The 22,933-nt window shown below is 48.1% G+C and carries 18 protein-coding genes, 1 other RNA gene and 1 other annotated feature; of the genes, 16 read left to right on the top strand and 3 right to left on the bottom strand.

Translation table 11 applies throughout. The features are described from left to right. The first annotated feature begins 89 nt into the window (after positions 1 to 89). The 7 genes from ACXAD6_RS12140 to dtd all read left to right on the top strand — a co-directional run bounded on the left by ACXAD6_RS12140 (position 90) and on the right by dtd (position 8,945). Entirely contained in the window at positions 90 to 383 is a 294-nt protein-coding gene (locus tag ACXAD6_RS12140) for a post-transcriptional regulator (protein ID WP_474969082.1), read from the top strand. A 138-nt stretch (positions 384 to 521) separates the two neighbouring features. Next, a complete protein-coding gene (secDF, locus tag ACXAD6_RS12135; protein WP_474969081.1) occupies positions 522 to 2,804 on the top strand; it encodes a protein translocase subunit SecDF in 2,283 nt (760 codons plus the stop codon). A 125-nt stretch (positions 2,805 to 2,929) separates the two neighbouring features. Beyond that, positions 2,930 to 3,250 carry a LapA family protein gene (locus tag ACXAD6_RS12130; protein ID WP_474969080.1) on the top strand — a complete coding sequence of 107 codons (321 nt, stop codon included), beginning with the start codon at positions 2,930 to 2,932 and terminating at the stop codon, positions 3,248 to 3,250. Between the two features lie 56 nt (positions 3,251 to 3,306). After that, positions 3,307 to 5,640 (top strand): single-stranded-DNA-specific exonuclease RecJ, encoded by a 2,334-nt coding sequence (recJ, locus tag ACXAD6_RS12125; RefSeq protein WP_474969079.1) that lies wholly within the window; start codon positions 3,307 to 3,309, stop codon positions 5,638 to 5,640. Further along, complete coding sequence (locus tag ACXAD6_RS12120; protein ID WP_027955293.1) at positions 5,630 to 6,142, top strand: adenine phosphoribosyltransferase; 513 nt, start codon at positions 5,630 to 5,632, stop codon at positions 6,140 to 6,142. Before recJ ends, ACXAD6_RS12120 begins: the two co-directional genes overlap by 11 nt. A 136-nt stretch (positions 6,143 to 6,278) precedes the next feature. Further along, positions 6,279 to 8,483 (top strand): RelA/SpoT family protein, encoded by a 2,205-nt coding sequence (locus ACXAD6_RS12115; protein ID WP_474969078.1) that lies wholly within the window; start codon positions 6,279 to 6,281, stop codon positions 8,481 to 8,483. A 15-nt stretch (positions 8,484 to 8,498) separates the two neighbouring features. Beyond that, the gene (gene dtd / locus ACXAD6_RS12110; protein ID WP_474969077.1) at positions 8,499 to 8,945 is read left to right on the top strand and encodes a D-aminoacyl-tRNA deacylase; all 447 of its coding nucleotides are present in this window, start codon (positions 8,499 to 8,501) and stop codon (positions 8,943 to 8,945) included. A gap of 56 nt (positions 8,946 to 9,001) precedes the next feature. On the opposite strand, the gene ACXAD6_RS12105 is transcribed toward dtd, so the two are convergent. Next, positions 9,002 to 10,516 carry an SH3 domain-containing protein gene (locus ACXAD6_RS12105; RefSeq protein WP_474969076.1) on the bottom strand — a complete coding sequence of 505 codons (1,515 nt, stop codon included), beginning with the start codon at positions 10,514 to 10,516 and terminating at the stop codon, positions 9,002 to 9,004. Between the two features lie 161 nt (positions 10,517 to 10,677). Then, positions 10,678 to 10,898: a binding site (T-box leader), on the top strand. A gap of 66 nt (positions 10,899 to 10,964) precedes the next feature. Between ACXAD6_RS12105 and hisS the strand changes: the two genes are divergently transcribed. The 3 genes from hisS to ssrS all read left to right on the top strand — a co-directional run bounded on the left by hisS (position 10,965) and on the right by ssrS (position 14,287). Continuing rightward, positions 10,965 to 12,245, top strand: coding sequence for a histidine--tRNA ligase (gene hisS / locus ACXAD6_RS12100; protein ID WP_474969075.1), 1,281 nt, complete (start codon positions 10,965 to 10,967; stop codon positions 12,243 to 12,245). A gap of 1 nt (position 12,246) precedes the next feature. Continuing rightward, positions 12,247 to 14,028: an aspartate--tRNA ligase gene (gene aspS / locus ACXAD6_RS12095; protein ID WP_474969074.1), complete on the top strand. Its 1,782-nt coding sequence runs from the start codon at positions 12,247 to 12,249 to the stop codon at positions 14,026 to 14,028. A gap of 66 nt (positions 14,029 to 14,094) precedes the next feature. Further along, a non-coding RNA gene (ssrS, locus tag ACXAD6_RS12090) (6S RNA) lies at positions 14,095 to 14,287 on the top strand. A 51-nt stretch (positions 14,288 to 14,338) separates the two neighbouring features. On the opposite strand, the gene ACXAD6_RS12085 is transcribed toward ssrS, so the two are convergent. Continuing rightward, on the bottom strand, positions 14,339 to 14,998 hold the full coding sequence (locus ACXAD6_RS12085; RefSeq protein WP_474969073.1) for an RsfA family transcriptional regulator: 660 nt from the start codon (positions 14,996 to 14,998) through the stop codon (positions 14,339 to 14,341). An 83-nt stretch (positions 14,999 to 15,081) separates the two neighbouring features. Then, on the bottom strand, positions 15,082 to 16,356 hold the full coding sequence (locus ACXAD6_RS12080; protein ID WP_027955300.1) for a replication-associated recombination protein A: 1,275 nt from the start codon (positions 16,354 to 16,356) through the stop codon (positions 15,082 to 15,084). A 118-nt stretch (positions 16,357 to 16,474) separates the two neighbouring features. Between ACXAD6_RS12080 and ACXAD6_RS12075 the strand changes: the two genes are divergently transcribed. From ACXAD6_RS12075 to recD2, 6 genes are all read left to right on the top strand, one after another. Beyond that, positions 16,475 to 17,158, top strand: a complete 684-nt coding sequence (locus ACXAD6_RS12075; protein ID WP_474969072.1) for a YczE/YyaS/YitT family protein — start codon at positions 16,475 to 16,477, stop codon at positions 17,156 to 17,158. Continuing rightward, positions 17,112 to 17,531, top strand: a complete 420-nt coding sequence (cymR, locus tag ACXAD6_RS12070; protein ID WP_027955302.1) for a cysteine metabolism transcriptional regulator CymR — start codon at positions 17,112 to 17,114, stop codon at positions 17,529 to 17,531. The genes ACXAD6_RS12075 and cymR overlap by 47 nt, the downstream gene beginning before the upstream one ends. A gap of 18 nt (positions 17,532 to 17,549) precedes the next feature. Then, complete coding sequence (locus ACXAD6_RS12065; protein WP_474969071.1) at positions 17,550 to 18,689, top strand: cysteine desulfurase family protein; 1,140 nt, start codon at positions 17,550 to 17,552, stop codon at positions 18,687 to 18,689. Positions 18,690 to 18,709: 20 nt separating this feature from the next. Next, a complete protein-coding gene (gene mnmA / locus ACXAD6_RS12060; RefSeq protein WP_474969070.1) occupies positions 18,710 to 19,822 on the top strand; it encodes a tRNA 2-thiouridine(34) synthase MnmA in 1,113 nt (370 codons plus the stop codon). 86 nt (positions 19,823 to 19,908) lie between these two features. After that, positions 19,909 to 20,568 (top strand): tetratricopeptide repeat protein, encoded by a 660-nt coding sequence (locus ACXAD6_RS12055; protein WP_474969069.1) that lies wholly within the window; start codon positions 19,909 to 19,911, stop codon positions 20,566 to 20,568. 21 nt (positions 20,569 to 20,589) lie between these two features. Beyond that, a complete protein-coding gene (gene recD2, locus ACXAD6_RS12050; protein WP_474969068.1) occupies positions 20,590 to 22,920 on the top strand; it encodes an SF1B family DNA helicase RecD2 in 2,331 nt (776 codons plus the stop codon). Positions 22,921 to 22,933 lie beyond the last annotated feature (13 nt).

The following is a 22,933-nucleotide window of genomic DNA, read 5'->3' as shown; positions in this document are numbered from 1 at the left end:
ATGAAATTCCGATACAATGAAGTATATGCTCAATCGTGGACAAGGCATGACTACGGATTCTACGAAATGATGAAGTGAGGAGTATCGATATGGAACCTTATAAGCGTGTCGGATTGTGGAAAAAGGAAGTAGCTCCTGTGACAAAGAGTAAAGCGGAGGAATTCAGACTGCTTGGTTATCCGCGGGCGACAGAGGCGGAAATCTGGAATTGTCTGATGTCCAAAGTGTGGAAAGGGGAGCCGGAAATGAGGCTTCACCAGGTGGTTCAGGATATTTTTCATTTATCCAGTCATACCTACACAAGTTATCTGACGGTTGAAGCTTATCAAAATGATGATCTGCTCGCGTCTATTGAAGCACTCAACCAGACAGAATCGGGATAAAAACACAGCTTTACACGGATGCTGTTGCGAAAAAAGTAAAAAGTAGTAGAATAGGGACGGGAAAGACCGGACCCTGTTTTGTACAACCATACGGGGGCATTCCCCGTGCCGGGATACATAAAGGAGGAGCAGAAGCGAATGGTGAAACGAGGGCGGATTGTCGCCTTTTTCATCGTGGTGCTGTTGTTGGCAGCTACGATTGGGACGACGATTACTGGAGTTACAAAAGATATCAAACTAGGACTGGATCTGCAGGGTGGCTTTGAAATTCTTTATGATGTGGAGCCTCTCAACGAAGACCAGGAAGTGAATGAACAGGTATTGGAAGCCACGGCGGAATCGCTGAGTCAGCGTGTCAACACGCTGGGAATCAGTGAAACCAACATATCCATTGAAGATAACGGACGGATCCGTGTGCAGCTGGCCGGTGTGGAGGACCAGCAGACGGCAAGGGAACTGCTTTCCACGACAGCGGAATTAACATTCAGAAGTACAGATGGAAAGCTGTTTCTTGATGGATCCGATTTAGTGGAAGGAAGTGCCCAGCAGTCCTTCGATCCAAATACAAATGAACCGGTCGTAACTTTGAAGGTGAAAAGCGCCTCTGATTTTTACGATGTTTCAGAGGAAGTTTATAATACAACGGATGATCCATCGACCCCCTATCCGGACGACCTGCTTGTCATCTGGCTGGATTACGATGAAGAAACATCCTTTGCAGAACAGTACGGATCAGCGGATCCTGAGTATATTTCAGCTCCGTCCTTCCGCGAGAATGGACCGATCCGCAGCAATTCCATTCAAATCAGCGGCGACTTCACCGTTGAGTCCGCCCAGCAGCTGGCAGACGTATTGAATGCAGGTTCTCTGCCTGTGAATCTGGAAGAAACGTATTCCAATTCCGTCGGGGCTCAATTCGGGGAACAGGCGATGAACAAAACGATCATCGCAGGAGTGATCGGCGTAGCCGCTATTTTCCTGTTTATGATTGCCTACTACCGATTCCCAGGTGTCATTGCATCGCTGACGCTGTCCGTCTATATTTATTTGATCTTAGTTGTCTTTGAATTGATGAATGGGGTTCTAACCCTGCCGGGAATTGCTGCCTTGATTCTGGGTGTGGGGATGGCCGTCGATGCCAACATCATTACTTATGAACGGATCAAAGAAGAACTGAAATCAGGCAAGTCGCTCATGTCTGCCTACAAAGCAGGGAATAAGCGCTCGTTGTCCACCATCATGGATGCGAACATAACCACGTTGATTGCGGCCTCCGTGCTGTTCATTTTCGGTACAAGTTCGGTGAAAGGCTTCGCTACGATGCTCATTGTCAGTATTTTGGTGAGTTTTGTAACGGCGGTGTATGGAACGCGCCTGTTTATGAGTCTATGGGTGAAGAGCCGTTTCCTTAATAAACGTCCGCGCTGGTTCGGGGTCAAACCGGAGCAGATTCAAAATATCGAAGATGGTGGAGAAGTGGATGCCACTTTCATGAAGCGTTCCTTTAACTTTGTCGGCAAACGGAAGTTGTTCTTCACGATTTCCATTGTCCTGATCGCAGCCGGTGTTCTTGCGCTGTCTGTATTCCGACTCAATCTCGGGATTGATTTCTCCAATGGTTCCCGTGTCTCCATTTTATCGGACGGGGATATAACCGCTTCTCAAGTGGAGGATACAATGGAAAGTGAATTTGATGTTTCTCCTGAACAGGTGGTCATTTCAGGGGATAACAATGAAATTGCCGTTGCGAGGTTTGATTCTGAACTGAGCAAGGATAAAGTAGCTGACATCCAGTCGTACTATGAAGAGGAGTTCGGCAGTACACCGAATATCAGTACAGTGTCTCCGATTGTGGCCAAGGAACTGGCGAAAAACGCAGCGCTTGCTGTTCTTTATGCTTCGATTGGAATCATCATCTATGTAACGATTCGTTTTGAAATATTCTTTGCGATTACCGCCATTATCGCCCTGCTGCATGATGCGTTCTTCATTCTCGCCTTCTTCAGCATTACAAGGCTGGAATTCGATATCACGATTATCGCAGCCATTCTCACCATCGTCGGTTATTCTGTCAACGATACCATCGTTACGTTTGACCGGATCCGGGAGAACTTGAAACTGAAGAAGAAAGTCAAGTCCTTTACGGAGCTGGCTAAGATTGTGAATGACAGCTTAATGCAGACCTTGGCTAGAAGTTTCAATACGGTGATTACGGTCATCTTTGCAGCGGTTATGCTGCTCGTCTTCGGTGCCTCATCGATTACGAATTTCTCTTTCGCCCTTGTCATCGGACTGCTGGCAGGAACCTATTCGTCCCTGTTTATTGCGTCCCAGCTATGGCTCGTCTGGCGCGGCAGAAATATCAAAGATAAGCCGATCAACTATGTGAAGAAAAAGCGTAATGACGGACCTCAGGTGTAACCGTTCCTTCGGGTAATGGAATGTGGTCCGGATCAAGCGGTCTTTCCTGTTGGAAAGACCGCTTTTTGTTTGTTTGGAGAACGGGTATATTTTAGTAATCGGATATGAAAAAGGAGAGATGCTCTATGAAAGGTCAAACGTATATTATTTCAGCTCTTATTTTTGCTGTTGTGATTGCTGTGTTCGCGGTTATCAACGTCGAGTCTGTGCAGGTCAATTATCTATTCGGAACCGGGGAGGCTCCCTTAATTCTTGTGATTCTCGTTTCCGTGCTGCTTGGAGGTCTTGCTACAGCCTCTGTAGGGGCGGTCCGCTACTTCAGATTAAGAAAAGAGAAACGTTCCTTACTGGAAAAACTGCAGGCATTCGAGAAGGAAAGCGGAGAGAAAACAGAGCCCGCCTCTGAAGCCGGTGAAGAGAATGACTCCAGGGAAAACATCACATAATTGCATTTGCTACCCCTGACCCGCTCTTGTATAATAGATGGGTCAGGGGTGAACTTATGATAGAAAGTAAGATGAAATGGAAAATTACATATAACGATCCGGTCCAGGGAGATAGAAGCAGCCGCCCGGGCGGGCTGACGCCGCTTACGAAACAACTGCTGGAAAAGCGGGGGATTTTTGAGCCGGAAGCGGAACAGCGTTTCCTGCACCCGTCTTTTGAACAACTCCATGATCCATTTCTGATGGAAGGGATGGAAAAGGCTGTTGCACGCGTGAAAGAGGCTGCCTCAGCCGGGGAGCCTGTTCTTGTGTTCGGCGATTATGATGCAGACGGGGTCAGTTCCACTACGCTTATGATTGAGGCGCTGAGAGAGGCTGGCGTGGAATGCGACTTTTATATTCCCAACCGCTTCACAGAAGGTTATGGTCCGAACAAGGACGCCTTCCAATTTGCCTTCGATTCCGGGTACGGCGTCATTATAACTGTCGATACAGGAATTGCTGCTGTCGAAGAGGCGGCGTTTGCTAAAGAACTGGGGCTGGATTTAATTATTACCGATCACCACGAAGTGCAGGAAACCCTGCCGGATGCGTTTGCCATCGTCCATCCGAAAACCTCGGCGGATTACCCGTTTCAGGAATTGGCAGGCGTCGGCGTTGCTTTTAAATTCGCTCACGCTCTTTTAGGAGAATGTCCGAAGCATTTTCTTGATCTTGTGGTCATTGGCACCATTGCGGACCTTGTCCCTCTTGTTGATGAGAACCGTGTCCTTTCCTACTTTGGTCTAAAAGCGATCTCCCAGTCCAAAAGGCCGGGAATTCAGGCTCTCCGTAATGTCTGCTCGATTGAAGGGGAGATGGATGAGGAAACGATCGGTTTCACCATCGGCCCGAGAATCAACGCTGTCGGCCGTCTCCAGGACGCTGCTCCGGCGGTTGACCTTCTGTTGTCCGAAAGTTTGGAAGAGGCTCAGGAAACAGCCGGTTTTATCAACCAGTTGAATCAGGAGCGTCAAAAAATCGTCGCAGCCATTGCCAAAGAGGCAGAAGAGATGGTTGTGAATGAACAAGGCGTGGCTGATGAAGTCATCGTTGTAGCCAAGGAAGGCTGGAACCCGGGTGTGCTCGGTATTGTAGCTTCCAAGCTTGTCCGTCAGTTTGACAGGCCCGCCATCGTTCTTGGCATTGATTCCGAAAAAGGGGTAGCCAAAGGTTCGGCCCGTAGTATCGATGCCTTTGATATGTTTACCAATTGTATGGAAGTCCGTCACCGGTTCCTTCATTTCGGTGGACATGCCCAGGCAGCGGGAATGACCGTAGAACTGGATCAGCTGGATGCCTTGAGAGACGATTTGATCGGTATTGCAAGGGAAAAGCTGTCTGCAGACGATTACCATCAGGTGCTTGACATAGAAACCACAGTAGCCGTGGACGATGTCTCTTTGAAGCAGATTGAAGAAATTGATCAGCTCCGGCCGTTCGGTATGGGTAACCCTAAGCCTTTGTTTCATCTCAAGCATACCCCTAAAGAAGTACGGTTGATAGGAAGTAAGAAAAACCATCTGAAATTTCAATTCCAAGGTGAGCAGGTAAAAGTGGACGGCATTGCTTTTGGCCTTGGAGATTTGTATACACAGCTGTCACCGCATGCTGTTATTGATTTTGTCGGGGAGCTGGGTGTCAATGAGTGGAATGGACGGAAAAACCTTCAGGTCATGATCAGGGATATCAGCGTGTCAGAGTGGCAGCTTTTTGATCACCGCGGGTCCAGGCATCTTGAAAAAAATATAGCTGTCCCTCCCAGGGAAAAGTATGGGGCTGTTAGTTTTCAAGATAAAGAGACAGCTCCGTTCGACCTCCCCGTTCTGAAACCGGAACAGGTCATCGATGAATCTTCGTGGGACGGCCTTCTGATTCTTGATCTGCCGCGGGAAATGAAAGAACTGACATCCATGCTGGAGGCCGTCCAAGTGAAAAAGGTGTATGCCTGTTATCACCTGGAAGAGAGTACCTTCCTAAAAACATGGCCGTCACGGGACCACTTCAAATGGTTTTATGGTATGCTGTTGAAGCGCGGCCGTTTTGACATGAAAAAAGAAGCGGATCTTCTGGCCGGAAGAAAAGGCTGGGACCGATCCATGGTGGAATTTATTTCAGAGGTGTTTTTTGAACTTCAGTTTGTTAAAATAAAAGATGGGATTTTAACGGTTGAATCCGAACCATCTCAAAAAGATTTACGCGAATCTTCGCTTTATATCGAACGCGAAGAACAGTTGAAAATGGAACAAACGCTATATTATTCCACATATAAAGAATTGAAGGAATGGTTCGACCGCTATCTGAACCAACGTTCGAAGCAAGTCAAGGAGGAAGTAGTTAATGGATTATAAAGAACATATTGCAATCGTACAGGACTGGCCGAAAGAAGGCGTCCAGTTTAAGGACATCACCCCATTGATGGATAACGGTCCTGCCTTCAAGTCCGCTGTTGATGAGATTGTAGAGTACGCGAAACAGCTGGAAATTGATATTGTCGTAGGTCCGGAAGCGCGTGGCTTCATCGTAGGATGCCCGGTTTCCTATGCTCTTGAAATCGGCTTTGCGCCGGTACGTAAGGAAGGGAAACTCCCTCGTGAAACCATCAAAGTGGATTACGGTCTGGAATATGGCAAAGATGTCCTGACTATTCACAAGGATGCCATCAAGCCTGGTCAGCGTGTTTTGATTGTTGATGACCTGCTGGCTACCGGTGGAACGATTGAAGCGACCATCGACCTTGTTGAGCAGCTGGGTGGAGAAGTAGCCGGATGCGCGTTCTTAATTGAACTTACGTATTTGAATGGCCGTGAAAAATTGAAAAACAATGACGTATTGACATTGATGCAATATTAATAGAAAAGAGTGCCCTTTCTTTAGGGCGCTCTTTGTTTTACAAGCGCTTGAAGTGTATGACTTTACAAAGAGGGTGCTTTTTTTGATAATGATGACAAATAACTTTAGAAAGTCTTAAAGGAATCAGGGTGATTGAATGGCGAAAGATACAGTTCTAACTGCTGAAGAGGTCATAGAACAGGCGAGTCAGTATTTAAACGAGTCGGACCTGGCTTTTATCCGCCGTGCCTATGCGTTCGCAGAAGAAGCGCACAGCAGTCAATTCCGCAAATCCGGTGAACCTTATATTATCCACCCCATTCAGGTTGCAGGGATACTGGTCAATCTGGAAATGGATCCCGAAACGGTTGCAGGGGGATTCCTTCACGATGTCGTGGAGGATACGGATATTACACTGGAGCAGATTGAAGAAGCTTTCAATGAAGAGGTTTCCATGCTTGTCGATGGCGTTACCAAATTAGGTAAAATCAAATACAAGTCCAAAGAAGCTCAGCAGGCGGAAAACCATAGGAAAATGTTTGTAGCTATGGCGAAGGATATGCGTGTCATCCTTATTAAGCTGGCTGACCGCCTGCATAATATGAGAACACTGAAGCACCTTCCAGCTGAAAAACAGCGGAGAATATCCAATGAAACGCTGGAGATTTTCGCTCCGCTTGCCCACCGCCTTGGGATTTCGACGATTAAGTGGGAGCTGGAAGATACAGCGCTCCGGTATTTAAATCCGCAGCAGTATTACCGGATTGTTCACTTGATGAAGCAGAAGCGGAACGAAAGGGAGCATTACATCGAAGAAGTGATCGATGAAATCCGTGGACAGCTCGACGATGTGAACATTGGTGCTGATTTAAACGGAAGGCCGAAACATCTGTACAGCATCTACCGGAAGATGGTGCTTCAGAACAAGCAGTTCAATGAAATCTATGACTTGTTAGCCGTTAGAATTACCGTGAACAGCATAAAGGACTGTTACGCAGTTCTTGGAATCATCCATACCTGTTGGAAACCGATGCCCGGCCGTTTCAAGGATTACATTGCTATGCCGAAGCCAAACCTCTACCAGTCCCTTCATACAACGGTGATCGGCCCGAAAGGTGACCCGCTGGAGGTTCAGATCCGCACCCATGAAATGCATGAAATTGCCGAGTACGGAATTGCCGCTCACTGGGCTTATAAGGAAGGCAGGCAGACGGTATCCGGACAATCGTTTGAAGAGAAATTGACATGGTTCCGTGAGATTCTGGAGTGGCAGAGTGAAACCCATGATGCCGAAGAGTTTATGGAATCGTTGAAAGTCGACCTCTTTTCCGACATGGTCTATGTCTTCACACCGAAGGGCGACGTCATAGAACTTCCTTCCGGCTCTGTCCCCGTAGACTTTGCTTTCCGTATTCACACAGAAGTGGGGAATCAGACGATCGGCGCCAAGGTCAACGGAAAAATGGAGCCGCTGGACTATGAACTGAAAACCGGCGACATTGTGGAAATTATGACGTCCAAGCATGCGTACGGCCCTTCGAAAGACTGGATTAAGCTGGCCCAGACATCTCAGGCCAAAAACAAAATCAAGCAGTTCTTCAAAAAGCAGCAGAAGGACGAAAACACGTCCAAAGGGAAAGAGCTTGTGGAGCGCGAAATCCGGAACTTCGGTCTTCAACCGAAAGATGTGTATACGCAGGACAACTTGAACCGAGTGTCTGAGAAGTTCAATTTTGCCAATGAAGAAGATATGTTTGCTGCTGTCGGGTACCAGGGCATAACTGCCGCTCAGATTGCGACCAGACTTACGGAGAAGATAAGGAAGCAGAAGCAGAAGGAGCAGGATCTTGAACAGACCCTGGCTGATGTAAGCACAACGGAAATCAAGAAGCCTTCCAGAAAAGGGAAGAAGGATTCCGGTGTCCGAGTGGAAGGTGTCGACAACCTGTTAGTGCGGCTTTCCAAGTGCTGCAACCCGGTACCTGGTGACGATATCATCGGCTATATTACCAAAGGGCGTGGAGTGTCGGTTCACCGTACCGACTGTCCGAACGTGCATGCAGAGGAAGCACAGACACGTCTTCTACCGGTGAAATGGGAGACATCGGTCACCGATTCCAAACAGTATCATGTCGATTTGGAAATCTGGGGCTACGACCGGAGAGGCCTGTTGAACGAAGTGCTCCAGGCGGTCAATGAAACGAAAACCAATATTACTGCTGTTTCGGGTAAATCAGACCGGAATAAAATGGCGACCATCCACATTACGATTTTAATTCAGAACACGAATCATCTAAGGAAGATCGTAGAACGGATCAAACAAATACAGGAAGTATACACGGTACGCCGTGTTATGCAGTAAAAAGGGGAATAGAAGATGAAAGCCGTTGTCCAGCGTGCGGTTGATGCTTCTGTTACTGTTGAAAATGAAACGGTTGGAAGGATCGAGCGTGGTCTCGTAATCCTGCTTGGGGTTACACATGAAGATACAGAGGAAGACGCCCGGTATTTAGCAGATAAGATTCCTCATTTGAGGATCTTTGAAGATGAGAACGGGAAAATGAATCATTCTCTTAAGGACGTCGAAGGGCAGATGCTGTCCATCTCCCAGTTCACGTTGTATGGGGATACGCGTAAAGGCCGCCGGCCGAACTTTATGGGGGCTGCCCGGCCCGATGCAGCCGCTCAGCTCTATGAGTCCTTTAATAAGATGGTGATGGATCAGGGTGTGCAGGTGGAAACCGGTTCTTTCGGAGCGATGATGAATGTGCAGTTAACGAATGAAGGACCTGTCACTCTTATTCTGGATAGTAAAGAACGATAAAAAAACAGCTGCGGGAATCGTTCCCGCAGCTGTTTTTGTTTTGTTATAAGTCCGGCTTATTTAAAATATTGAATAAGTCCCTGGACAACCCCCTGGCTGACTTTCTGCTGGTAGGAGGATGTACGTACGGTCTGCTCTTCACGGGCATCTGAAATGAAGCCAAGCTCCAATAGTGCAGATGGTTTCTGGTTCTCGCGGATCACATGGAAGTTGCCGTATTTAATTCCGCGGTCTCTCAATCCCGTTTTTTGGACCATGCCTGCCTGAAGTGCTGAGGCAAGTTTTTTGTCTTTGGAATGATAATAGTACGTATTCAATCCGGTTGCTGAAATATACAAAGGAGCACTATTGTAGTGAAGACTGATGAATGCGTCAGCACTGGAAGCGTTGGAATAGTAAGTTCTCGCTGATAGAGCGACATATTCATTACTGCTTCTTGTCATCAGGACGTCCGCGCCGGCCTGCTCCAGTTGCTTCTTCAAAATAAGAGCGGTACTCAATGTCAAATCACTTTCGTAACTCCCGGCTCTTCCTACGGCGCCGGAATCACGCCCGCCGTGACCGGGGTCAAGCATGATCGTTTTTCCTTTCAAAGATCCTGAAGAATAATTGGTGTGCTGGGCACCTTTTGTTGTTTCTGTAACAATCCATCCGGCGACATAGGCTGTACTGCCGTTGAATTTGATCTTATACCAGCGTCCTTCTTCTGCTATGACATCAAATTGATCGCCCTTATGAGCCTGTCCTACAACTTTATATCCTGTCGATGGACCACTGCGGATATTGGTGTAGTTGTAGTCCAGAGTGACGGCTGCATCCGCGGCTGTCGTCCCTGAGGAGCTGTTTCCGCTCACAGGATCGACGAGCCAGCCGGCCACCCAGCCTGTCCGGCCGTTCCCCCACTTGATCTGGTACCAGCGATCCTTTTCGTTTATGTATTCATAAACCTCGCCTTTTTTAATCTGCGTCAGGATGGTCCCTTTTGTTGAATTTTGACTGCGGACATTCAGGACCGGTGTGTCCACTTCAATTTTTCCAATAACTGATTGACTGCCGGAACTTTCATTGGATGATGAGTTCCCGGATGAAGACGTGGATGATTTCTTCTGGGCAAGATAATCCCCATGCACCCAGCCTTTGATGCTGCCGTGCTGGATATACACCCATTTTCCGCTGGATTTCTGCGGAGTTACGACATCATTCTTCATCAAGTACCCTTTGATTTTTCCGTCCAGTCCCGCCGAAGAGCGGATCCTTAAGTAATCATACTTGGAATAGTACGTACCGGAAGCCTGTGAGGTTTCCTTCTTTACAGTGGTAAGCCATTCAGCCACCCACCCGGTTTTTCCATTCCAGTTGATTTTCAGCCAGTTGTTCTGCTTCTTGACGATGGTGTACGTCTCGTTGGCATGCACCTGGCCGATCCGGTTGTAGCTTGTGTCAGGACCTGTTCTTACGTTCAGGTAATCCACCTGAATGACGGCTTGCTCCGCATGCACCGTCCTGCTTTCAGCTTCCAGCATGCTGAAAGCTGCTAATAAAAAGACAATAAGAAAAAGTCCTTTTTTCAATATTTTCCCACCTCCTGTTTCTATAAGCTCCTTTCACTATTCGACAAAAGGCTCTTCTATCCTTCAAAGTTTGTGAATTTTTTTCATACTTTTATCGAAGCATCAACTTGACATAAGTGGAAAGGAGAATATATGATAGAAATCAATTCTAACATGAAACGAAAAAACCGTTGAGGGAAAAAGTAATCAGCACCCATGCGGACAGAGAGGGAATACCATAGGCTGAAAGTATCCCCCCGTCACGTGCAGGCGAAAGACATTCCTTAGGTTCTATGTCGAAATCCTTAGAGTAGGCATAGACGTACACAGGCGTTAACTGTTTTGAGCGGGAGCTGCAGGAAGCTCCAATCAGGGTGGCAACGCGGTTAAATCCGTCCCTTTTCTGTAACAGGAAAAGGGACGGATTTTTTTGTGGGAAAAAATGGTTGAAATGACAGGAGGAATTTTAATGACGATCAATGCACCGAGAGGTACGCAGGACATCCTGCCGGGTACATCAGAAAAATGGCAGTACGTAGAGCAGAAGCTGGTGGATTTGTGCCGCCGCTATAATTATAAAGAAATCAGAACCCCGATTTTTGAACACACGGAATTGTTTCAGCGGGGAGTAGGCGACAGCACAGATATCGTACAAAAGGAAATGTACACCTTTGAAGACCGTGGGGGGCGGAGTATTACCCTTCGTCCGGAAGGCACCGCCTCTGTAGTCCGTGCTTACGTCCAGAACAAAATATACGGCCTGCCGAACCAGCCGTCCAAATACTTCTACATGGGGCCGATGTTCCGGTATGAGCGTCCGCAGCAGGGAAGAATGCGCCAGTTCGTTCAGTTCGGCATTGAAGCACTCGGAAGCGACGATCCGGCGATCGATGCAGAAGTACTGTCCCTTGCTTTGAATTCCTACAGGGAACTCGGCCTCTCCTCCTTGAAGCTGGTATTGAACAGTCTTGGGGATGCAGAAAGCCGTGAAGCTCACCGGGCGGCGCTTGTCCGTCACTTCGATCCGCATCGTGAAGAGCTTTGTTCCGATTGTCAGGTACGCCTTGATCAAAATCCGCTGCGTGTGCTGGATTGTAAAAAAGACAAGGATCACCCGGCCATGGAAACGGCTCCTTCCATCCTGGAATACTTAAATGATTATTCTAAAGATTACTTTGAGAAAGTGAAAAGTTACCTGGATGCGATGGGTATTGAATATGTCATTGACCCGAATCTTGTACGCGGTCTTGATTATTACAATCACACCGCTTTTGAAATCATGAGTGAAGCAGAAGGCTTCGGTGCGATTACGACATTAAGCGGAGGCGGCCGTTACACAGGGCTTGTCCAGGAAGTCGGAGGCCCGGAAACGTCCGGCATCGGTTTTGCAATGAGCATTGAACGCCTTCTGATGGCTCTGGAGGCTGAAGGTGTTGAGCTGCCTGTCGATGAGGACCTGGACTGTTATGTCGTAGCTCTTGGCGACGAAGCACAGGTCGAAGCGGTCCGTCTTGCCGATGCCATGCGTCTGGCCGGCCTTCAAGTCGACAAGGATTATCTGGGTAAGAAAATGAAAGCCCAGTTCAAGTCGGCGGATCGGTTGAATGCGAAATACGTACTCGTGCTGGGAGAACAGGAACTCGAAAACGGGGTCATCAATGTGAAGGAAATGGCCACAGGTGAACAGAAGGAAATCGAACTTGGTTCGGTGATTGAATATATGAAAGAACAGATGGCAGGAGGAAAGTAAGATGACACGAACTCAAAGCGGAACGATCCGCAAAGAACATCTAGAACAGGAAGTTACTTTAAAAGGCTGGGTGCAGAAGCGTCGGGATCTGGGCGGTTTAATTTTCATTGATCTGCGCGATCGTTCCGGACTGGTACAGGTGGTATTCAACCCTGAAACATCCGCAGAAGCTCTCAAGACAGCGGAAGACGTAAGAAGTGAGTATGTCCTGGAAGTCAAGGGGCATGTGGTTGCACGTGATCCTAAGACGGTCAATGCGAATCTTGGAACTGGGGAAATTGAAGTCGCTGCCCAGGAAGTGACGATCCTTAACAAGGCTAAAACTCCCCCATTCATGATCGAAGAGCAGTCCGAGGTTTCTGAGGACCTCCGCTTGAAATACCGTTATCTTGATCTTAGAAGAAAAGAAATGCAGGAAACGTTCAAAATGCGTCACCAGACGACCCAGTCCATCCGCAGCTTCCTTAACGAAGAGGAGTTTCTGGATATGGAAACGCCGATGCTTACGAAGAGCACGCCGGAAGGGGCCCGTGACTACCTTGTTCCGAGCCGTGTACATGAGGGTGAGTTTTATGCGCTGCCGCAGTCCCCTCAGTTATTTAAACAGCTGCTGATGATTTCAGGTTTTGAAAAATATTATCAAATTGCACGCTGTTTCCGTGATGAAGACCTTCGTGCCGACCGTCAGCCCGAATTCACTCAAGTGGATATTGAAACATCCTTTATGACTAAAGAGGATATCATGGCCATGACAGAGCGTATGATGAAGCGCGTCATGAAAGAAGTCAAAGGACTTGATATTGAGACGCCGTTCGTACGTATGCCCTACACAGAAGCGATGGAAAGATTTGGTTCAGACAAACCGGACACCCGGTTCGGACTTGAACTGGTCAATCTTTCAGACGTTGTGAAGGATTCCGGATTCAAAGTCTTCCATAGTGCAGTAGCATCCGGAGGACAGGTCAGCGCCATCAATGTGAAGGCACAGGCGGATGCCTTTTCCAGAAAAGATATTGATAAGCTGACCGAAGACGTCAAAGTGTACGGAGCGAAAGGACTGGCATGGCTGAAAGTGAAGGACGGGGAATTCAACGGTCCAATTGCTAAATTCTTCGCCGAAGAAGAAGCCGGGGCCATCCGTGAGAAGCTTCAGGCTGAAGACGGGGATCTGCTTCTGTTCGTTGCAGATAAAACAGATGTTGTCTGGGACAGCCTCGGTGCGCTGCGTCAAAAGCTAGCCCGCCGTCTTGATCTGATTGATGAAACAAAATTCAATTTCCTATGGGTGACGGACTGGCCGCTATTTGAATATGACGAAGAAGCCGGCCGCTATTTCGCAGCTCACCACCCGTTTACGATGCCTGCCGGCGGGGATCTGGAGGAATTGAAAAAGAACCCTCGTGATGTGATGGCAGAAGCATATGACATCGTGCTTAACGGATATGAGCTTGGTGGAGGCTCCCTTCGTATTTATGAAAAAGAAATGCAGAATGAAATGTTTGATGTGCTTGGATTCAGCAGGGAAGAAGCGGAAGAGCAATTCGGCTTCCTGCTTGAAGCTTTGGAATATGGGACGCCTCCACATGGGGGAATTGCCTTTGGTCTTGACCGTCTTGTCATGCTTCTTGCCGGACGGACAAACTTGAGGGATACCATTCTGTTCCCTAAAACGGCCTCTGCGTCCGATCTATTGACGGAAGCTCCCGGCACGGTCAGTGAAGCTCAGCTGGATGAACTTCATCTTCAACTGAAGCCGTCGGAAACATTAAAGTCTGACCAGTAAATTTTCATCTTCATTCTTGATAAGCTCATGTAAATATGCTAAGATGAATTTACAAAATTAAAGAAACCAATCCTGATGTGTACGTTGTTCGAATGTACGTTTTGACCGAACATTTTTGATACGGGAGCCTGGTGTTTCCACATGGAATGCACGCCTCATAACCATCACTGATGGGAGGACGCAAGAAATGTGGAACAGGGCACCCACCTGCCTGGAGCGGGTTCAAAACTCATGATGCAACGGCACGATTGGGATTGGTTTTTTTATGCACAAAGAGGAGCTCTCTGAATAGAGAGCTCCTCTTTTGTATTTATCTGGCGATATTTTCGAGATTCCCGTTCTTTTCCATGCGGAACTGCGGCTTGTACTCCTGTTCAGATTCATCGAACATAACCATTTTTCTGGCTCTGTCCATAATTTGAATCAAGGCCTGATAATCTTCTGTCACGGATTCCAGCTTTCTATGAAGCTGCGTGTTCTGCTCGGAAAGGGATTGATTTTCCTTCTCCAATTCATCGAGGCGGGCCTGAACATCCGTCTGGCCGGAAGATTCCTGCTGAAGCTCCTTAAGGAATTGAATGACTTCGTTCAAGCCGATCTCTTCCTGGAGAGCCATCGAAGGGGGAGCGGGTTCTGCCTTCTCCTGATCTGGAAGTCTGAAATCTTCCGGATCAGGAGAAGGCGGGTAATAAGCGGCCGGCTGAGGTTTCTGATACGCCTGCTGTTCTTTGGCCTCTTTCCTTTTCTTTTCCTTGCGCTGTTTTTTTGCCAGTTCAACCGCCTGTTCGTACTTCTGGCGGACTTCAGCATTCCAGCGGAACCCGCAGGCTGCAGACGTCCGGTTCAACAGATCACCGACCTCATCGAAAGCTTTCAGTTGTGTACTGCCTTCTCTGATGTGCCTCAGCACTGTTTCCGCTAAAAGTAAATCATCTTCATGAGACCAGGCATCCTGCCTTACTTTAGGCATCTTCATCACTCCTAAATCTAATTGAAAAGGTAATAGTTTGTCAGATTTAGTAGTAGTGTAGCCAACATAAGGCAGGAATATACTCAGGTGGTCCGCTGTTTATTAATCCTGCTGTATACCTGCTCCAGAGCCTGTTCAAATTTTCCGGTTTTTTTCGGTTCATAATACCGCTTATTTTTCAATGTGTCCGGCAGATACTGCTGATCGACCCAGGCATTGTCATAGTTATGTGGATATTGATATCCGATTCCACGTCCCAGTGCCTCTGCTCCTTTATAATGCGCATCCTTTAAATGAGCGGGAACATCGCCGCTTTTTCCTTTACGGATATCAGATAACGCGGCATCCAGTGCTTTATAAGCGCTGTTGGACTTTGGTGACAGGGCGAGTTCTGTGACGGTTACCGATAAAGGGATCCGCGCCTCCGGAAAACCGATCCGTTCCGCTGCTTCGACGGCTGCGAGTGCTCTTGGGCCTGCCTGTGGATTGGCCAGACCGATGTCCTCATAAGCGATAACAACGAGTCTTCTGGCGATGCTGTCCAGGTCACCTGCTTCGATTAAACGGCCGAGATAATGCAGGGATGCGTTGACATCGCTGCCCCGGATTGATTTTTGAAAGGCTGACAAAACATCGTAATGAGCATCTCCATTCTTATCGTGGGAAAAGCTTTTTTTCTGCATACATTCCTCGGCGGCTTCAAGATCAATGGAAATGGTTCCGTTGTTCTCCGGTGTGGAGAAGGCGGCGAGTTCCAAGCCGTTCATAGCTGAGCGTAGGTCTCCGTTTGAAGCCCCTGCCAGATGATCGAGTGCGTCGTCGCTGATTTCAATCGATAAATGCCCGAGCCCTTTCCCGTCGTCTTCTACCGCACGGGTAAGGGCCTGTTTAATTTCATCCATCGTCAATTTCTGGAGTTCGAAGAGGTGACAGCGGCTGCGTATGGCCGGGTTGATGGAATGATAAGGGTTGCTTGTTGTACAACCGATCAAGGTAATCCGGTTATTTTCCAGATGGGGAAGCAGAAAATCCTGCTTCGCCTTATCCAGGCGGTGCACTTCATCAAGGATAAGGACGAGCCGGCCGTGCATTTTTGCCTCTTCGACAGCAGCCTCCATATCTTTTTTCTTATCTGTAACAGCGTTCAACATTTTAAAAGGAATACGTAGACTCTTGGCTAAGGCCGTTGCCATCGATGTTTTACCTGTCCCGGGCGGTCCGAACAGGATCATCGAAGCCAGGCGGCCGGCCTTGACCATTCGGTTGATCGTTTTTCCCTCATCAACGAGGTGGGACTGCCCGATGATTTCATGAATATCTTCCGGACGCATCCGGTAGGCAAGAGGTTGCTGACTCATGGTTCATTCTCCTTTAAGGGGTGATAAATGTAAGCGTAGAATGATTGCACATAAAATGCAAGGGACTTGCCATCCATGCTATAATAGCGTTTGGTATAATAGAGAGAGGAGGATGGCCGTGCAATCGACCACGAATAAAAAGCGTGCCCTGTGGCTTCGCTGGAGCTTTTTTTGTATGGGATTGATCATCCTCGGAATGGGCATTTCAATGACTATGCAGGTCAAGGACTTCGGGATCGGTCCATGGGACGTGTTTCACTACGGCCTTTTCCTGCAGCTGGGTCTGACAGTTGGGACATGGTCCATTATCGCCGGTCTTTTCATTGTCGTTGTAAGTTCCGTACTTCAGAAAAGATGGCCGCAGATCGGGACCATCTTAAATATGGTTTTTATAGGTGTATTTATTGATTTCTTTAATTGGCTGCTGCCCGAACCTCACATGTTATGGATGCAGCTTCTTGTATTTGTGTCAGGAATCTTTGTCACTGCTCTTGGTATCGGAATCTATGTGGCTCCTGAAATTGGAGCAGGTCCGAGAGACAGTCTGATGCTGTTGATTACTGAGAAAACCGGATGGAAGGTATCGAATGTCCGGAATGGAATAGAAATCATCATTGCTGTATTTGGTTTTCTTCTGGGTGGCCCTGTTGGAGCAGGGACTGTATTCATTGCTTTATTCCTGGGTACATTTGTAGGATACACACTGCCTCATGCAAAAAGATGGCTGCAGTTTTTAATAATGAAGGGTGAACTATATGAAGATATCTACGAAAGGCCGTTACGGGCTGACCATTATGATTGAACTGGCAAGAAAGTTCGGGGACGGTCCGATTTCCCTGAAACAGATTGCCAGGGATAATGATTTGTCCGAGCACTATCTGGAGCAGCTGATTGCTCCACTAAGGAATGCCAGCTTGGTGAAAAGTGTCCGCGGAGCTTACGGTGGCTACATGCTGACCAAAGCCCCGCACGAAATTACTGCCGGGGATGTCATCCGTGTCCTTGAGGGACCGATCACTCCTGTGGAAGGCATAGAAAATGAGGAGCCTGCCAAACAGGCCTTATGGAAAAGAGTCCGGGATGCCGTCAAAGATGTGCTGGATACGACAACCCTGGAAGACTTAAAAGATCATGTAGACGACCAGACGCAGGACGCCTACATGTTTTACATTTGATTCATGGGAGGGAACTCTATGAAATCCATTTATTTGGATCATGCAGCGACGACACCTGTCCATCCAGACGTGGTGGAGGCGATGGTGCCTGTCTATCAGGAGACGTTCGGGAATCCTTCCAGTGTTCATCAGTTTGGAAGGAAAGCAAGAAGCATCCTGGACAAGGCGCGTCGTAAAGCGGCATCCAGTCTGAATGCGGATGAAAAGGAAATTGTGTTTACAAGCGGCGGTACGGAGGCGGATAATCTGGCTGTCATCGGAACGGCCCGCGCCAATAAAGCTAAGGGAAGTCATATCATTACCACTTCGATTGAACATCATGCTACATTACATGCAGTCGAATTTTTAGAAACCGAAGGTTTTGATGTGACCTACCTCCCTGTTGATGAAAACGGCCTCGTACAACTTGAGGACATCAAACAGGCATTAAGGGAGGATACCATCCTCGTTTCAATCATGATGGTCAACAATGAAACAGGGGCTGTCCAGCCGATTGCAGAGACAGCAGAATTGTTAAAAGACCATCAGGCTTACTTTCACTCCGATATCGTACAGGCCTACGGGTTGATGGAGATGGATGTGAAGGAACTCGGTGTAGATCTTCTTGCTGTGTCCGGTCATAAAATCAACGGACCTAAAGGCGTCGGCTTCCTTTATGTGAAGGAGGGTACCGTTCTTTCCTCCCAGCAGTACGGAGGAGAGCAGGAGCGGAAACGCCGGGCGGGTACAGAAAATGTGCCGGCGGTTCGGGGGCTTCAGGCGGCGATTGAAGTGATGGAAGCCAATCGTTCGACGTATCAGGAAAAGTATCTTCATTATAAAAGAAGCTTTATCCAGACATTGAAGGATCAAGAAGTAGCGTTTGAAGTGAACGGAAAGGAAGAAACAACAGCGGCTTCCATTGTGAACATCAGTTTTACAGGAATGAACGTGGAAACGCTGCTTACGAATTTCGACCTGTCCGGGATTGCTGCATCGAGTGGAAGTGCCTGCACAGCAGGTTCTGTAGAGCCTTCCCACGTGCTGACAGCTATGTTCGGAACCGGTCATCCGAAAACGACAAATTCGATTCGCTTCAGTTTTGGTTTGGCTAATAATGAGGATGACGTGATAGAAGCGGCTGAGAAGATCAGCCAGATCATCAAGCGTCTCGCTTGATTTAAGGAAGGTGAAAGATAATGAAAGAACCGAAAGACACGCGCGTCGTCGTCGGTATGAGTGGAGGAGTGGACTCTTCCGTGGCGGCCTTGATGCTCAAAGAGCAGGGGTATGACGTTGTGGGTATTTTTATGAAAAACTGGGATGATACAGATGAGAACGGCGTCTGTACAGCAACAGAGGATTACGAGGATGTGATCCGTGTCTGTAACCAGCTGGACATCCCGTATTATGCCGTGAATTTTGAGAAACAATACTGGGATAAAGTATTTACTTACTTCCTTGATGAATATAAAAAAGGCCGGACTCCGAACCCGGACGTCATGTGTAATAAAGAAATCAAGTTCAAAGCGTTTATGGATCACGCCATGTCGCTTGGGGCCGATTACCTGGCTACCGGCCATTACGCGCAGGTACGTGAAAATGATGGACAGTATGAAATGCTGCGCGGGAAAGATAACAACAAAGACCAAACCTACTTCCTGAATCAGCTGTCCCAGGATGTATTGTCTAAAGTCATGTTCCCGCTCGGGCACCTCGATAAGAAAGAAGTGCGTGCCATCGCCGAGGAAAATGATCTGGCAACAGCCAAGAAGAAAGATTCCACCGGCATCTGCTTCATCGGGGAGCGGAACTTCAAAGAGTTCTTAAGTGAATTTCTCCCTGCACAGCCGGGACGTATGGAAACCTTGGATGGAGAAGTGAAAGGCCAGCATGACGGTCTGATGTACTATACGCTTGGACAGCGCCAAGGGCTTGGAATCGGCGGCGCCGGTGATCCATGGTTCGTCGTTGGGAAGAATGTAGAAGCTAACATTCTTTACGTCGGACAAGGCTTCCACCATGATGCGCTCTACTCTGATGGTCTGATGGCTTCAGAAGCGAACTGGACGAGTGGAAAAGCACCGGAAGCTCCGTTCGAGTGTACAGCAAAATTCCGTTACCGCCAGGATGACAGCCGTGTGACCGTGCATCCGGCCGGAAATGGTAACTGGAAAGTGGAATTCCACGAACCAGAGCGTGCAATCACTCCTGGTCAGGCCGTCGTTTTCTATGATGGGGATGTCTGCCTTGGTGGTGCCACCATTGACACAGTATTGAAAAAGGATACAGCCCTCAATTATGTAGGATAATAAAAAAAGTCATGTCCATCTTGGGAGGGGCATGACTTTTTTATGGAATTCGTATTAAAATGAACGTTGGAAAAGGAGTGGATAACATGGATAAATTGAAACAGGGGATCCAGGAAATGCAGAACCACAATTATGAAGAGGCAGCGAGGCTTTTCACAGAAGCCATCGATGAAAATCCGAAAGAGCCGGTCGGGTATATCAACTTCGGAAACCTCTTGATGCATATGAACGATAATGAAAGGGCCGTGCGCTTCTTCAACCGAGCCATTGAAATCGATGAAACGGCAGCCACCGCTTATTATGGTCTTGGCAATGCTTACTATGAGCAGGAAAAATATACGAAAGCGCAGGAGCAGTTCCTTCTTGCTGTGAAAAACGGTCTGGAGGAAGCCGATGTTCACTTTATGCTCGGCATGACCTTCATTCATCAGGAGTATGTCAAACTGGCTCTGCCTTACCTTTTACGGGCAGCTGAACTGGCTCCGGAAGACGTGGATGTTCAGTTCCAGTATGGGCTGTGTCTCGCACAGAACGGACAGATCGATGCGTCTGAAAAGGTGATGAATCATGTGCTACAATTGGAGGAACAGCATAGTGATGCCCATTATAACCTGGGCGTAGCGGCGCTTCATAAGGAAGATGCCCATAAAGCCCTGGATCATTTCCGACAGGCACTGGAGATCAATCCCGAGCACATGCTCGCCGCTCATGCGAAAAGCCAGGTGGAACAGGCGTTAAACGAGTAAGAACGAAGGAGAACGATGGATATGACTCAACAATCCTTTTTTAGCGAAATGAATGAAGAAGAACGTCCCTATGTTAAAGGGGAGCTCAATCGGATGATTTTTCACAACGAGTCGGAGCATTTTTCCATCGCCTCTATCAACGTGAAGGAGACGAATGAGGCCTTTGAAGAAAAAACGCTCGTCATCAAAGGGCATTTCTCACCGTTGGAAGAAGGGGAGACCTATATCTTCCACGGATCATTCACAGATCATAAGAAATTCGGGAAGCAGTATGTAGTGGAAATGTATAACCGGGTGCTTCCTGAAACAAAGGACGGCCTCATCTTATATCTTTCCAGTGACCTGTTTCACGGGATTGGTAAAAAAACCGCCGAACGGGTGGTAGAGACCCTTGGTGAAACAGCGGTCAGCCGTATTCTCGAGGACAGGGGAGTGCTGGATCAAGTTCCGAAACTGCCGAAGGAACGGGCGGATCAGCTTTATGAGGCTTTGAAAGAGCATCAGGGATTTGAGCACGTCATGATTCATTTGTCCCAGTACGGTTTCGGTTTGAAGCTTTCTCAGAAAATCTATGAAGCGTTCAAGGATCGGACGCTTTCCATTATTGAAGAGGATCCCTATCAGCTCGTCTTTCACGTAGAAGGATTCGGTTTCCACCGGGCGGACGAGATGGCACGGATGCAGAACCTCTCCTACGACCACCCCACGAGAATAAGGGCCGGATGTCTGTATGTGATGCAGAAAAGCATGAGTGCCGGCCACGTCTATCTTCCAACGGAGGAATGTCTTGTCCAGGTGGAGAGCCTGTTGAACCATGGGTCTGACACAGCCATCACTTTCGATCAGCTGTCTGAGCAGATCATCCACCTTGGCGGAGATAAGTTCATCTACATCGAAGATGACCGTCTCTATCTTCCTTCTCTTTATTTTGCAGAGAACGGCTTCCGCGGTCACATCGAGCGGATCATGGAGGAAGAGGTTGAAGTCACACACACGCAGGCGGACTTGATGAAGATCATCGGTGATCTGGAAGAGGAAGAGGCGATGAGCTACGGGGAAGATCAGTTCAATGCCATCGAAAAAGCTCTTACCTCCAAGTTGATGATTCTTACCGGCGGGCCGGGAACGGGAAAAACCACTGTAATTAAAGGAATTATCCATACGTATGCTTCCTTGAACGAGGAAACGGTGGACCCGGAGGATTACAACGGGGATAAGACTTTTCCGTTCATTCTTGCTGCCCCGACAGGACGGGCGGCTAAACGGATGACCGAATCGACGGGACTGCCGGCGAGTACGATTCACCGCCTCCTTGGATGGGATGGTCACGACTCCTTTGAACGGAACAGAAACAATCCATTGGAAGGAAAGCTGTTGATCGTGGATGAATTTTCAATGGTGGACATCTGGCTGGCCAACCAGCTTTTCCGTGCCATTCCCAACGACATGCAGGTCCTTCTCGTAGGAGATGAAGATCAGCTGCCTTCTGTCGGTCCCGGACAGGTGCTCGCAGATTTACTGGCTTCTGAGCAGGTGCCTTCTTCCAAACTGACCGAAGTGTACAGACAGAAGGAAGGGTCCAAAATCATCCAGCTGGCCCATGAGATTAAAAATGATGCGTGCACCCAGGCGTCGCTTCAAAAAGAACATGATTTCAACTTTATCCCGGCCAAAGAACACCAGCTGGCCGACCTTGTAACGAACATTGTAAAAAAAGCCATGGATAAAGGCATCGATGCGAAGGAACTCCAGGTGCTCGCCCCGATGTACCGGACCGATGTCGGGATCCATAAGCTCAATGAAACGATCCAGCAGACAGTGAACCCGCAAAAGAAGCAGAAGCGTGATTTAAAGCATTTTGAAGTGACTTACCGTAAAGGTGATAAGGTGATCCAACTTGTCAACCAGCCGGATGATGGTGTCTACAACGGCGATATCGGGGAAGTAGCGGCCATTTTCCGCGAGGAGGAAAACGTAGATGGTGTCGAACAGGTTGTCGTAGATTTTGACGGGAAGGAAGTTGTGTATCCTAAGAAGGAATTGAACAGCATTATGCATGCCTACTGTACGTCGATTCATAAGTCGCAGGGCAGTGAGTTTTCCATCGTTATTCTTCCCGTCGTGAGGAGCTACCGGCGGATGCTGCGTAAAAATCTGCTCTACACGGCGATTACAAGATCCAAACAGTCCCTGATCATCTGCGGGGACAAAGACGCCTTTTTAGATGGAGTCCGGACGACCGATACGAATACGCGGTATACAAGACTTAAAGACAAGCTGCAGGAACAGAGCACACCTGAGATCCAGCCCGAAGAGGAAGAAGAGCAGCTGTCTCCTTATGACTTTATGTAGGAAGGGGATTGCA

The organism is Halobacillus sp. ABH2_015, from assembly GCF_056158945.1.
Note: the sequence above shows the minus strand (reverse complement) of the source record. Positions and strands in the feature narration are given on the sequence as shown.

What these genes read in the sequence shown, in the direction of transcription:
- ACXAD6_RS12140 (WP_474969082.1), top strand. Translation starts at nt 90, where the DNA reads ATGGAACCTTATAAGCGTGTCGGATTGTGGAAAAAGGAAGTAGCTCCT.
- secDF (WP_474969081.1), top strand. Translation starts at nt 522, where the DNA reads ATGGTGAAACGAGGGCGGATTGTCGCCTTTTTCATCGTGGTGCTGTTG.
- ACXAD6_RS12130 (WP_474969080.1), top strand. Translation starts at nt 2,930, where the DNA reads ATGAAAGGTCAAACGTATATTATTTCAGCTCTTATTTTTGCTGTTGTG.
- recJ (WP_474969079.1), top strand. Translation starts at nt 3,307, where the DNA reads ATGATAGAAAGTAAGATGAAATGGAAAATTACATATAACGATCCGGTC.
- ACXAD6_RS12120 (WP_027955293.1), top strand. Translation starts at nt 5,630, where the DNA reads ATGGATTATAAAGAACATATTGCAATCGTACAGGACTGGCCGAAAGAA.
- ACXAD6_RS12115 (WP_474969078.1), top strand. Translation starts at nt 6,279, where the DNA reads ATGGCGAAAGATACAGTTCTAACTGCTGAAGAGGTCATAGAACAGGCG.
- dtd (WP_474969077.1), top strand. Translation starts at nt 8,499, where the DNA reads ATGAAAGCCGTTGTCCAGCGTGCGGTTGATGCTTCTGTTACTGTTGAA.
- hisS (WP_474969075.1), top strand. Translation starts at nt 10,965, where the DNA reads ATGACGATCAATGCACCGAGAGGTACGCAGGACATCCTGCCGGGTACA.
- aspS (WP_474969074.1), top strand. Translation starts at nt 12,247, where the DNA reads ATGACACGAACTCAAAGCGGAACGATCCGCAAAGAACATCTAGAACAG.
- ACXAD6_RS12085 (WP_474969073.1), bottom strand. Translation starts at nt 14,998, where the DNA reads ATGCCTAAAGTAAGGCAGGATGCCTGGTCTCATGAAGATGATTTACTT.
- ACXAD6_RS12080 (WP_027955300.1), bottom strand. Translation starts at nt 16,356, where the DNA reads ATGAGTCAGCAACCTCTTGCCTACCGGATGCGTCCGGAAGATATTCAT.
- cymR (WP_027955302.1), top strand. Translation starts at nt 17,112, where the DNA reads ATGAAGATATCTACGAAAGGCCGTTACGGGCTGACCATTATGATTGAA.
- ACXAD6_RS12065 (WP_474969071.1), top strand. Translation starts at nt 17,550, where the DNA reads ATGAAATCCATTTATTTGGATCATGCAGCGACGACACCTGTCCATCCA.
- mnmA (WP_474969070.1), top strand. Translation starts at nt 18,710, where the DNA reads ATGAAAGAACCGAAAGACACGCGCGTCGTCGTCGGTATGAGTGGAGGA.
- ACXAD6_RS12055 (WP_474969069.1), top strand. Translation starts at nt 19,909, where the DNA reads ATGGATAAATTGAAACAGGGGATCCAGGAAATGCAGAACCACAATTAT.
- recD2 (WP_474969068.1), top strand. Translation starts at nt 20,590, where the DNA reads ATGACTCAACAATCCTTTTTTAGCGAAATGAATGAAGAAGAACGTCCC.